Below are 11,741 nucleotides of genomic sequence, written 5' to 3'. Positions count from 1 at the left end.
GGAGAAAAGATGAAAGTCACAGGTTATGAACAGACAGAGAAGGGAATTCTGGTATTTACTGAGAATGGACAGATTTTCCTTCAGGGATGCGGAGAAAAAATAATTCGCTGTGTCTTTACGAAAAAGGACAGGATCCTGGATGAGTCACCTCTTGATATCAGGCGTCCTCCCGATACGCCTCTGGAGGTTTGTCAGGAAGGGGATATGCTGAAGATCACCGCGCCTTATATGAGTCTGGAAATCTGCAGGAACACCGGGCAGATCACATATAAAAAGCCTGACGGTACGCTGCTTTTGAAGCAGATAGGACAGGAGCTTGTCGATACCCCGGTGGAGGTGTATTCCACAGGCGGGGAGAAGCCGGTCATTGAGCGTGTAAAGACCGTGGACGGCGAGAGGAGCTTTGTGAAAAACCTGGTGCCCCACACAGACCATATGGCGTACAGAGGAAAACTGTATTTTTCCTGGCAGGACGGGGAGCAGATTCATGGACTGGGACAGGGAGAGGAGGGCATTTACGACTACAGAGGAAATGTCCAGTATCTCTATCAGCACAACATGCGGATTCCCATACCATTTCTGGTATCAGACAGGGGTTACGGAATTCTGGCGGACTGCGGCTCTCTTATGACATTCGGGGATGACGCCAGAGGTTCCTATCTGTTTCTGGATACAGTGGAGCAGATGGATCATTACTTTATTGCCGGTGACACACTGGATGAAATTGTGTCGGGTTTTAGGACACTGACCGGCAGGGCAGTGATGCTTCCAAAATGGGCATTTGGATATGTGCAGTCAAAGGAGGCATACAAAAGCCAGCAGGAGCTTGTGGAGGTGGCAGCAGAGTACCGGAAACGGGGAGTGCCTCTTGACTGTATCGTGCAGGACTGGCTTACCTGGGAAGACGGCTGCTGGGGAAACAAGGTTGTGGATAAGACACGTTATCCTGATTTGACTGCAGCTATGGAAGAGCTTCATAACATGCATGTGCATACTATGGTATCTGTCTGGCCGAACATGAACGGCGGGACAGAGGATCACAGGGAATTTGAGGAGGCGGGATACCTGCTTCATGACCTGTCCACCTATGATGCGTTTCGTGAAGAAGCCAGAAAAATGTACTGGAGACAGGCGGAAAGAGATCTGTTTTCGGGCGGATTTGACGCCTGGTGGTGTGATTCCACAGAGCCGTTCAGCGGAGCGGACTGGAACGGAGGGGAATTGAGAGAGCCATGGGAACGGTATGCGCTGGTGGGAGGAGAGCATAAAAAATTCCTGGGTCCGGAAAGGGCGAACCTCTATGCAGTGGCCCATGCACAGGGAATTTATGAGAACCAGAGAAAAGCCGCACCGGATAAAAGAGTATTGAATCTAACCCGTTCCGGTTATGCATCTTCCCAGCGGTACGGCACGGTGTTATGGTCAGGGGATACGTGTGCCACCTGGAAGAATTTTAAAAAACAGATCACAGAGGGCCTGAACTTCTGTATGAGCGGAATGCCGTACTGGACACTGGATATCGGCGCGTTTTTTACAGTGAAGGATAAATGGCAGAACCGCGGATGTAACTGTAATACGGATCCGGCACCGAAATGGTTCTGGAAAGGTGATTACGAGGAAGGGGTTAGTGACCTGGGATACCGGGAGTTGTATGTGCGCTGGTTCCAGTACGGGGTGTTCCTGCCCATGTTCCGTTCCCATGGAACAGATACGCCAAGGGAGATCTGGAACTTCGGCAAGCCGGGAGAGATGTTCTATGATGCGCTTCAGGACGCAGTCTGTCTGCGCTACCGCCTGATGCCGTATATCTACTCTCTGGCAGGAAAAGTATACTGGGAGGATTACACTATGCTGCGAAGCCTTCTCTTTGATTTCCCGGAGGATAAGACAGCGGCGGGTATGGACAGCCAGTTCATGTTCGGCAGCAGCCTTCTTGTATGTCCGGTGACAGAACCTATGTACTACGAAAAGGAGAGCAGGCCGTTAGACAGAGAGAAGACCTGGAAGTGTTACCTGCCGGAAGGCCCGGGGTGGTATGATCTTCAGGACGGGACATATTATGAGGGCAGACAGTGGATCCAGAGGAAGACAGAGCTTTCCTCCATACCCGTGTTTGTGAAAGCAGGCAGTATTCTTCCCATGGAGCAGGGACTTACTTATGCCCAGGAGGAAAAGGACAGCGCTGTGGAGTTCCATATATATCCGGGCTGTGATGCACGCTTTACTCTTTACGAAGACGCAGGGGACGGATATGAGTACGAACAGGGCAGATGCAACAGGATTTCTCTGGTATGGAAGGACAGGGAAAGAGTTCTGGAAATAGGGGACGCAGCCTATGACTTCCCTCAAAGTATAAAACACAGAAAATGTATGGCTGTGTGCAGTGGAAAAACAAAAGAATTTATATATAAAGGGGAACCTGTAAAGGTTTGTCTGTAAAAACAGGATAATGGAGGAAAGAGCTATGATGTATAAGAAAAACTGGGAGCAGACACAGGAGAAATTTAAAAATTACTGGAAACAGCAGAACACGGGAAGGCCTCTCATGTGTGTGATCGCAAGAAAGCCGGAGATCGAACCGTACTCGGAGGGAAAACCGGTGGAGGGCGGATGCCGTGATGTGATCTGCCAGGGCAAATATTATAATCTTCCTGAAGAATTAAAGTGGAAGGATATGGATGACAAATATCTGGATGCGGACAGAGTGGTTGCCAGATACCGTCAGTTCTGTGAAACCCATGAATTTTTAGGGGAAAGCTTTCCGAATCTGGATGTGGATTTCGGCCCCGGTTCCCTGGCTGCCTATCTGGGTTCCGACATTGGATTTAAAGAGGATACCGTTTGGTTCAAGCCCTGTCTGGAGGACTGGGAGGAGGTTCCGGAATTCAGATTTGACCCGGACAGCAAATGGTTCCAGAAGCATCTGGAATTTGTAAAGCGGTGTAAAGAACTGGTTGGGGATGATTTTCTGATCGACATGCCGGATTTAATGGAAAACATAGATGTTCTGGCCTCTCTGCGGGGCGCACAGGATATCCTGTACGATATGATAGACGAACCGGAAATCATTGAGGAGAGAGTAAAGCAGATAGAGAAAATCTATTATGAATATTATGACAGATTTTATGATGTCATCAAAGATTCCCAGGGAGGCAATGCCTACACGGTATTCCAGATCTGGGGTCCGGGCCGGACAGTCAAGCTGCAATGTGATTTTTCAGCCATGATGTCTCCCACAAACTTCAGGGATTTCATTCTGGAACCTCTGAGAAGCCAGGCGGCAAAGGCTGATCAGGTCCTCTATCATCTGGATGGACCGGATGCCATCAAACATCTGGACGCCGTTTTAGAGGTGGAAGGAATCCGTGCACTTCAGTGGACCAGCGGGGATGCAGGCCCGGACGGAACCCTGGAGGACTGGGACGTGATTTATGATAAGGCCAGAGCAGCGGGAAAATCCTTGTGGATCAAGGTCTATTCCGGAGAGTTTGAGGACTGGATCAAAAATGTAGACAGGATCGTGCAGAAATACGGTTCCCACAGCCTTTTCCTCCTTTTCCCTGAAATGTCCATGGAACAGGCACATACATTGCTGGCTTACGCGGATGAGCACTGGAGCGATGTGGAAGGCACATTCGGCAAATAGCCTGACGCGGGATTTGAGAATCTTGGTTTCACGAATCTTTGTTTTACGAATATTGACTTTTCAATCTGTGTATACTATACTAATGATAGTAATTCGCTGTAGTAATACGGTGAAAAACAGGACTTATATATGTTCATAATGCGGGTTGAACGTTTCTACCAGCTACCGAAATAGCTGACTATAAGTCCCCTGATAATTGGGGGCTTTGCAGTCTGGTTTCGGTGGCTGGTTTTTTATTTTTAAAATAATTCTGTATAGAAGATAACAGGCGCCGGATTCAGCCGATCGCTCCTTGCATAGGAGGAAGAACATGAGAAAAGAAGAAAACAGGGCAGGTACCTTTATATTGAAGGGAAATATCTGCTATAGTGAGACCGCAGAGACGCTCAGAACCGTTCCGAATGCCTATCTGGTATGCAGAGACGGAATCTGCCAGGGGGTGTTTGAAAAACTGCCAGAGGAATTTAAAGATTATCCTCTGACAGACTACAAAGACGCTCTGATCCTGCCCGGTCTGGTGGATCTGCATCTGCATGCGCCCCAGTATGCGTTTACAGGCCTGGGCATGGATATGGAACTTCTGGAGTGGCTGGAGACCAGGACCTTTCCCGAGGAAGGGAAGTATGGGGATATGGAATATGCCGGGAAGGCATACCATATTTTTACAGAGGATCTGAAAAAAAGCGCAACGACCAGGGCGTGTATCTTCGCCACGCGTCATGTGCCGGCAACCGTTCTTTTGATGGATATGCTGGAGGAGACAGGTCTGAAAGCAATGGTGGGAAAAGTAAATATGGATCGGAACGCACCGGACTATCTCTGTGAGGAAAGCGCAGAACGCTCTGCAGAAGATACCCTTCTGTGGCTTAAGGAAGTGGGCGGAAGGTATAAAAATATCAGGCCGATCCTCACACCCCGGTTTATCCCAAGCTGTTCAGATCGTCTTATGGAAATGCTGAGCGGGATACGCAGGGAATATGACCTTCCCATTCAGTCACATCTCTCTGAAAATAAAGGGGAGATCGCATGGGTGAAGGAGCTTTGCCCCTGGTCAGCCTTTTACGGGGATGCCTATGAGCAGTTTGGTATGTTCGGGGGAACTTATCCGGCAGTCATGGCACACTGTGTACATCCCACAGAGGAGGAGATAGGCCTGATGAAGAAAAACGGAGTCTTCGCGGCACATTGTCCTCATTCCAATACGGACTTGTCTTCCGGTGTGGCACCGATTCGTAGGTATCTGGAAGAGGGGATCCATGTGGGTCTGGGAAGCGATATTGCCGGCGGTCATGTGCTCTCCCTGTTTCAGGTGATGGTGGGGGCAGTGCAGGCCTCTAAGCTCCGCTGGCGTCTGGAAGATGAAACGCAAAAACCGCTCACAGTGGATGAAGTGTTTTATATGGGAACCAAGGGCGGGGGAGCTTTCTTCGGACAGGTGGGAAGCTTTGAAAAAGGATATGAATTTGACGCGGTAGTTGTAGATGACACAAGATTGAAGACACCCAGGGAGCTGACCCTGAAGGAACGTCTGGAACGTGTGGTATATCTTTCAGATGACAGGGATATGACCGGAAAATATGTGGCAGGGAGAAGGATTTTCTAAATGCAATAAGCTGTATAGAACTTATTTTTCAGTTTACGCGGTATGGAACAGGCATTGCTGTTCACCGAAGGAAAAGAGGGATGATGTATGGGAGTTGGCAGTTCAATAAATCGTGTGGACGCCTGGGAAAAGGTCACAGGACAGGCGAAGTACACAGCGGATTTAATGCCGCAGAATTTGTATACAGCAAAAGTGGTGCACAGCACCATTGCGAACGGATGGGTGAAAAGCTTTGATTTGGAGGAAGCCTTAAAGGTTCCGGGAGTGGTGAAGATCGTCACCTGCTTCGATGTGCCGGATATCCAGTTTCCTACGCCGGGGCACCCCTGGTCAGTGGAAAAGGCACATCAGGATATTAAGGACAGAAAGCTTTTGAACCGGCGGGTCCGCATGTACGGGGATGATATCGCAGCTGTGATCGCGGAGGATGATATTGCCGCCAAGCGGGCTGCGGATAAGATCAAAGTGGAGTATGAAGAGTACCCGGTGATCCTGGATCCTCAGGAATCCATGAAAGAAGATGCGCCTCTTCTGCACGAGGAAAAACCGGGAAATGTGATCGCGCATACCGGCTTTGTGCTGGGAGAGGGAAGTTTTGAGGAGGCTGTAAAAGAAGAAGGGCTGACTGTCATTGAGAAGGAATACAGGACACAGCCGGTTCAGCACTGCCATATTGAGGTGCCTGTCTCCTATGCTTATATGGAGAAGGGGAGGATTGTCATTGTGACATCCACCCAGATCCCTCATATTGTGAGGCGGGTGGTCAGTCAGGCTCTTGGGATTCCCATTGGGCAGATCAGGGTTATCAAGCCATATATAGGAGGAGGCTTCGGAAACAAGCAGGATGTGCTGTATGAGCCTTTGAACGCATTTTTATGTACCCAGGCAGGCGGCCGCGGTGTCAGACTGGAGCTGTCCAGAGAAGAGACTCTTGGCTGTACCCGCGTACGCCATGCGTTTACCTGGAAGATCAAGGGGGCAGTCAGAAAAGACGGCACACTGGTGGCGAGAAAGTATGAGGCATACTCTAACCAGGGCGCTTACGCCTCCCATGCTCACGCCATTGCCGCCAATGCAGCCAATATTTTCAAGCAGCTTTATCAGGATGAGAAGGTTCTGGAATCTGACAGCTACACGGTTTACACCAATCTCATGACAGGCGGAGCCATGCGGGGATACGGAATCCCCCAGGGAGATTTTGTGACAGAGTGTGTGACGGATGATCTGGCCTGCGCTGTGGGCATGGATACTCTGGAATTCCGGCTGAAAAATTGTGTGAAGGAGGGTTATAAAGACCCTCATCTGGGCATCGCTTTCCATTCCTATGGGCTGAAGGCCTGTATAGAAAAGGGCAGGGAACACATCCGCTGGGAGGAAAAGAGAAAGGCATATGAGAACCAGTCCGGGCCTGTGAGAAGGGGCGTCGGCATGGCCATATTCAACTATAAAACAGGAGTTTACCCCATTTCCCTAGAGACCTCATCCTGCCGAATGGTATTGAACCAGGACGGCTCCATGCAGCTCTTTATGGGGGCAACAGAGATAGGTCAGGGAGCTGACACGGTGTTTACCCAGATGGCGGCAGAGATAACCGGCATAACTGAGGACCGGGTACATATTGAGACCGTACAGGATACGGATACCACACCTTTTGATACAGGAGCCTACGCGTCCCGGCAGACCTATGTGAGCGGAAAAGCCGTCAAGAAGACAGGGGAACTGTTCAAACAGAAAATTCTGGAATATGCGGCATTTAAGCTGAAGCTGTCAGAGGAAGAGATAACATCAAACAAAGCGGCAGATCCTGAAGCTCTGGAAGCATGTGGGCAGACTTCTGCATGGAAGAGACTGGATATCAAAGAAAACCAGATAATAGACAAAGCCTCCGGGGAGGTTTGGCTCTCACTTGCGGCCCTCGCGGAGGAGGCACTGTACAGTTTGGAGAAATCGGTGCATATCACGGCTGAGACTACCAGCCACTGCAAGGAAAATTCCTTTGCCTCAGGTGTTTGTTTTGTGGAGGTTGAGGTGGATATACCGGTTGGTAAGATCAGGATACTGGATATCATCAATGTACACGACAGCGGGAAACTGATGAATCCGGCCCTTGCCAGAGCGCAGGTACACGGGGGAATGAGTATGGGGATCGGCTATGCTCTGAGTGAGGAGCTGCTGGTGGATGAGAAGACAGGAAGGCCGCTGAATGCCAACCTTCTGGACTATAAGATACCCACAGCTATGGATACACCTAATCTGCATACGGATTTTGTGGAACTTGAGGATCCTACTGGTCCTTTCGGAAACAAAGCCCTCGGTGAGCCGCCGGCCATTCCTGTGGCCCCGGCTATCAGAAACGCTGTGCTCAACGCCACCGGGGTCGCTTTTGATTCCCTGCCTCTGTCACCTCAGAAGCTTGTGGAGCGCTTTATAAAAGAGGGATTGATCGGAAGAAAAAATGAGGATTTGGAAGGGGGCGGATCACATGTATGATATTGAGAAATATTATCAGGCCAGTGATGTACAGGATGCTGTGAGAGCGCTGGAGGCAGATAAGGACGCTGTTGTGATCTCAGGCGGAAGTGATGTGCTGATCAAAATAAGAGAGGGAAAACTTGCGGGCTGTTCTCTAGTGAGTATACATGGGATTCCTTCGCTTACAGGTGTCAGGATGGAATCGGACGGCACCATTGTGATAGGGCCTGCCACGACGTTTTCCCACATAACCTATGACCCTGTGATCCAAAGGCACATTCCGGCGCTTGGGTGGGCAGTGGACCAGGTAGGAGGCCCCCAGATACGGAATATAGGAACCATCGGAGGAAATGTCTGTAATGGTGTGACAAGCGCGGACAGCGCGGCTGCACTGTTTACTTTGAACGCGGTGCTGGAGTTGACAGGAAAAGAGGGCATTCGGGAAGTGCCCATAACAGAGTTTTACACAGGCCCGGGCCGGACCTGCAGGAAACACGCGGAAATCCTTACCGCCATAAAGATCACCAGGGACAATTATGAAGGATTTTACGGGCATTATACAAAATACGGAAAAAGAAATGCAATGGAGATCGCCACTCTTGGCTGCGCGGTACATGTAAAGCTGAGCCGGGATAAGAGAAAGATTGAGGAACTCCGGCTGGGATTCGGCGTAGCTGCGCCTACTCCTATACGCTGCTATCAGACGGAAAAAACGGCAGCAGGCATGGACATAACAGACCCTGGATTGTATGAAAGAATTCGTGAAGGGGCAGCCTCTGAAGTAACGCCGCGCTCAAGCTGGCGCGCATCCCGGGAATTCCGTCTTCAGCTTGTACGTGAGCTGTCCGTGCGGACCACAGAGGAAGCCATAAAAAAAGCAGAGGGAGGTGAGTCGGATGCTTAAGATCATAACCATGACAGTCAATGGCAAAGAGACAGAACTGGCAGTGGATGACAGGGAGGCCCTTTTGGATACCCTGAGAAACCGCCTGGGTCTTACCAGTGTGAAACGCGGCTGTGAGGTTGGGGAATGCGGTGCCTGCACCGTTTTGGTGGACGGAGAAGCCATCGATTCGTGTATTTATCTGACCATGTGGGCAGAGGGAAAACATATCATGACCGTGGAGGGATTAAAGGGCAAAAACGGAGAACTTTCTCCAATCCAGAAGGCCTTTGTGGAGGAGGCAGCAGTCCAGTGCGGTTTCTGCACACCGGGCCTGATCATGAGCGCTGTGGAAATCGTGGGAACAGGAAAGAGATACAGCAGGGAAGAGCTGAAAAAGCTGATCTCCGGGCATCTGTGCCGCTGTACGGGGTACGAGAATATTCTGAATGCAATGGAGAGGATCGTGGAGGAGACTTACCGGACGGTGAACCGGGAATAACAGAATAAGAACAGATCAGCGGGACACGTCTGCGCACCGGCAGCGTGTCCCGTTTTTTATGCTTTTTTATGCTTATATCCATCAGGTAAGATTGACTTTTTTCTGATGGAAAGCCTTTCTGTATTGGGTAGGTGTGATGCCTTCATAGCGCTTAAACAGTTTCATAAAATATTTTTCATCCGAAAATCCACACATATCTGCGATCCGGTAGATAGACAGTGTCCGGTTGGTGAGCAGGTTTTTGGCAACAGCGATCCGTGTCCGATTTACATAGGTGAGGATGGGATAACCGGTGTATTTCTTGAAAATATTGGTCAGATAGGTGGGATGATACCCAAACTGTTCTGCTATTGAAGCCACGCTGAGGGGCTGGTCATAGTGGGTGCGGATCCACTCCATTACATCCAGAACATGAATAGGAACAGTGGAATCCAGAAAACGGTTGATCTGAAATGACTCGTCGGTAACTTCCATGAGGAGCAGGTTCAGAGCATAATGGCATCTCCAGGTGGCCATATAATTTTCTCTTTTTGCAATATCAAGAAGCTGTACAAAAAGAAGCCTGGAACGCTTTTCTACAGATAACTCCCCGTATTCGGGAAGCAGAAAATTTTCCCGGGGGGGGGGGTAGAAGTAATGTTGGTAGAGGCTTTAAATATGGGGCGGTTTCTCAGGAGGCTTCCGCGATTGTAGATGGAATAATCGGGATCCCTCACATAGAAATGAACCCAATAATAGGAGAGTTCACCTTCTGTGGGACGATACCCGTAGTGGAGTGTATCAGGAAAGAGGAGGATAAATTCATTCTCTTTGACATCATAATTCGTCATATTTTGGGTTATGTGCAATGTTCCTTTTATCACAATGATCAGGACAAAAGAATCAATATTTCTTTTGGGATGTATAAAGCCATCTTTGCTGGCCAGGTTGCCGCAGGAGATATATTCTACAGGCTTGCTGGCATCGGATATGAAATATAGCATGGTATTCCCTCCTGTCTTGCTTTATAGTATCACAAAAAGACAGACTTCGGACAAGGAAAATAACAAATAATTGGAAATGACCACTTTTTCTTGTGTATTGTACGTTGTTTGGAAATTCTGATATGGTAACATAATGTCATCAAATAAAAAGTGCTTGCAAGCAGCGCGCAACTCATAATAAGGATGATAGATCAGGAGGGTTTATTAAATGAAAAAGAGACAGATCATGGCGTTTGTTCTCGCCGCAACAATGGCTGCAACTGCCGTAACAGGCTGTGGTGCGCCGTCCAGACCGGATGGTTCTGGTGATACAGGCAGTACCGATTCTTCTTCCGATTCCGGGGAAGAATCAAAAGACGGAGTCGTACAGCTTACCTTTATGGGATGGGAGGCATCCCCTCTGGAGACCCAGGCAGTGAAGGATGGTATTGCGGCATTTGAAAAAGAAAATCCAAATATAAAGGTGAATTATACACCTGGACTTGCCGGTTCTGAATACAATGCAAAGCTGCTTTCATCGGCGGCGGCGGGGTCTTTGCCGGATGTTATGTTTGTATCAGCGGAGAGTTACCGTGCCATTGTTTCCAAAGGGGCATTGTGGGATATTACAGATCAGTTTGACGAGAATTATCCTCTGGATGATTTCATAGATTCTTCCCGTCAGATCATGGAAGTGGATGGACATGTTTACGGTATCTCTTCTTGTACAGTATCTCCGATCGTTTATTATAATAAGGATGTATTTGACCAAAAAGGAATTGATTATCCGAGTGCAGATCCGGAGAACTGCTGGACTATTGATGAATTCAGGGATGTTGCGAAAAAGCTGACATCAGATGATATCTATGGTGTGTATGGACTGGAAACAGTGGCAGATACCTTGAATGCACAGCTTCTCTCAAACGGGGGAACCAGATATAACGAGGATTATACCAAGAGCACAATGAATTCCCCGGAGAACAAAGAAGTGTTTGAGATCATCAAAGCGATCCGTACCGAAGACGGCTCCGCTCCTGACGCTTCCACACTGGATGCGGTAGGAATGTCCGCAAAACAGATGCTCCAGACAGGTAAAGTGGCTATGCTGGTAGACGGTTCTTGGTCTCTTCAGGAATTGGCGGCTTCTGACATGAATATTGGCATGGCACCTCTTCCCTCTTACGGAAAAGTGCTTACCACAGGACAAGCTCATCTGCACTGTATCGCAGAAACCAGTAAACATAAGGATGAAGCTTGGCAGTTCCTTCAGTTCCTGTCAGGAATGGATTATCAGGGCGCGTTGGTTAAGAGCGGACTGTGGATGCCAAACAGGTATTCTATGTATGAAGATGACGCAGTGGCACAGTGGTATGATGAAAAAGTCCATGGGGACAGCTACAAAAAGATGCTTACATATTTCAGAGATGCCGCTGTTGATCCTACAGCGCTGCAGTTGACCTCACAGGCCAGAGATATCATTGCCGAAGAGACAGATATGTACTTTAAGCAGGATCAGGATATTGACACCACATTACAGAATATGGATACCAGGATCGATGAGGCAATTCAAGACGCATTACAGCAGTAAGTGGTAAAAACGATGCATCCTGCATTGCGTGAGCTGTGCAGGATGCATTTTTATGCAGGCAGGGGACAGCCTGGGACAGGAGGGT

At 48.9% G+C, this 11,741-nt stretch carries 9 protein-coding genes and 1 riboswitch; of the genes, 7 read left to right on the top strand and 2 right to left on the bottom strand.

Going from position 1 to position 11,741, the window contains the following annotated elements:
• Positions 1 to 9: 9 nt before the first annotated feature.
• The 6 genes from BLCOC_RS18665 to xdhC all read left to right on the top strand — a co-directional run bounded on the left by BLCOC_RS18665 (position 10) and on the right by xdhC (position 9,106).
• Positions 10 to 2,439, top strand: coding sequence for a glycoside hydrolase family 31 protein (locus BLCOC_RS18665; protein ID WP_115623028.1), 2,430 nt, complete (start codon positions 10 to 12; stop codon positions 2,437 to 2,439).
• A 25-nt stretch (positions 2,440 to 2,464) separates the two neighbouring features.
• Positions 2,465 to 3,646, top strand: a complete 1,182-nt coding sequence (locus tag BLCOC_RS18660; protein ID WP_115623027.1) for a trimethylamine corrinoid protein 2 — start codon at positions 2,465 to 2,467, stop codon at positions 3,644 to 3,646.
• 103 nt (positions 3,647 to 3,749) lie between these two features.
• Positions 3,750 to 3,847, top strand: a riboswitch (purine riboswitch).
• 109 nt (positions 3,848 to 3,956) lie between these two features.
• On the top strand, positions 3,957 to 5,249 hold the full coding sequence (locus BLCOC_RS18655; RefSeq protein ID WP_115623026.1) for an amidohydrolase family protein: 1,293 nt from the start codon (positions 3,957 to 3,959) through the stop codon (positions 5,247 to 5,249).
• Between the two features lie 87 nt (positions 5,250 to 5,336).
• The gene (gene xdhA / locus BLCOC_RS18650) at positions 5,337 to 7,739 is read left to right on the top strand and encodes a xanthine dehydrogenase subunit XdhA (protein ID WP_115623025.1); all 2,403 of its coding nucleotides are present in this window, start codon (positions 5,337 to 5,339) and stop codon (positions 7,737 to 7,739) included.
• A complete protein-coding gene (xdhB, locus tag BLCOC_RS18645) occupies positions 7,732 to 8,625 on the top strand; it encodes a xanthine dehydrogenase subunit XdhB (RefSeq protein ID WP_115623024.1) in 894 nt (297 codons plus the stop codon). The genes xdhA and xdhB overlap by 8 nt, the downstream gene beginning before the upstream one ends.
• A complete protein-coding gene (xdhC, locus tag BLCOC_RS18640) occupies positions 8,618 to 9,106 on the top strand; it encodes a xanthine dehydrogenase subunit XdhC (RefSeq protein WP_115623023.1) in 489 nt (162 codons plus the stop codon). Before xdhB ends, xdhC begins: the two co-directional genes overlap by 8 nt.
• Before the next feature lie 81 nt (positions 9,107 to 9,187).
• Here xdhC and BLCOC_RS18635 read toward each other — a convergent pair whose 3' ends face one another.
• Both BLCOC_RS18635 and BLCOC_RS18630 read right to left on the bottom strand, forming a co-directional pair.
• Positions 9,188 to 9,622, bottom strand: coding sequence for an AraC family transcriptional regulator (locus tag BLCOC_RS18635; protein ID WP_026255599.1), 435 nt, complete (start codon positions 9,620 to 9,622; stop codon positions 9,188 to 9,190).
• A gap of 59 nt (positions 9,623 to 9,681) precedes the next feature.
• Positions 9,682 to 10,089 carry an AraC family ligand binding domain-containing protein gene (locus BLCOC_RS18630; protein WP_131918255.1) on the bottom strand — a complete coding sequence of 136 codons (408 nt, stop codon included), beginning with the start codon at positions 10,087 to 10,089 and terminating at the stop codon, positions 9,682 to 9,684.
• 208 nt (positions 10,090 to 10,297) lie between these two features.
• Between BLCOC_RS18630 and BLCOC_RS18625 the strand changes: the two genes are divergently transcribed.
• Positions 10,298 to 11,656 carry an ABC transporter substrate-binding protein gene (locus BLCOC_RS18625; protein WP_018596546.1) on the top strand — a complete coding sequence of 453 codons (1,359 nt, stop codon included), beginning with the start codon at positions 10,298 to 10,300 and terminating at the stop codon, positions 11,654 to 11,656.
• Positions 11,657 to 11,741: the final 85 nt, after the last annotated feature.

The organism is Blautia coccoides, from assembly GCF_034355335.1.
Classification (GTDB): Bacteria; Bacillota; Clostridia; order Lachnospirales; family Lachnospiraceae; genus Blautia; species Blautia producta.
This window is presented reverse-complemented; position numbering and strand designations above follow the sequence as displayed.

Coding starts and splice junctions, on each gene's coding strand:
- xdhA (WP_115623025.1), top strand. CDS start 5,337: ATGGGAGTTGGCAGTTCAATAAATCGTGTGGACGCCTGGGAAAAGGTC.
- BLCOC_RS18665 (WP_115623028.1), top strand. CDS start 10: ATGAAAGTCACAGGTTATGAACAGACAGAGAAGGGAATTCTGGTATTT.
- BLCOC_RS18655 (WP_115623026.1), top strand. CDS start 3,957: ATGAGAAAAGAAGAAAACAGGGCAGGTACCTTTATATTGAAGGGAAAT.
- xdhC (WP_115623023.1), top strand. CDS start 8,618: ATGCTTAAGATCATAACCATGACAGTCAATGGCAAAGAGACAGAACTG.
- BLCOC_RS18625 (WP_018596546.1), top strand. CDS start 10,298: ATGAAAAAGAGACAGATCATGGCGTTTGTTCTCGCCGCAACAATGGCT.
- BLCOC_RS18660 (WP_115623027.1), top strand. CDS start 2,465: ATGATGTATAAGAAAAACTGGGAGCAGACACAGGAGAAATTTAAAAAT.
- BLCOC_RS18630 (WP_131918255.1), bottom strand. CDS start 10,089: ATGCTATATTTCATATCCGATGCCAGCAAGCCTGTAGAATATATCTCC.
- xdhB (WP_115623024.1), top strand. CDS start 7,732: ATGTATGATATTGAGAAATATTATCAGGCCAGTGATGTACAGGATGCT.
- BLCOC_RS18635 (WP_026255599.1), bottom strand. CDS start 9,622: ATGGCCACCTGGAGATGCCATTATGCTCTGAACCTGCTCCTCATGGAA.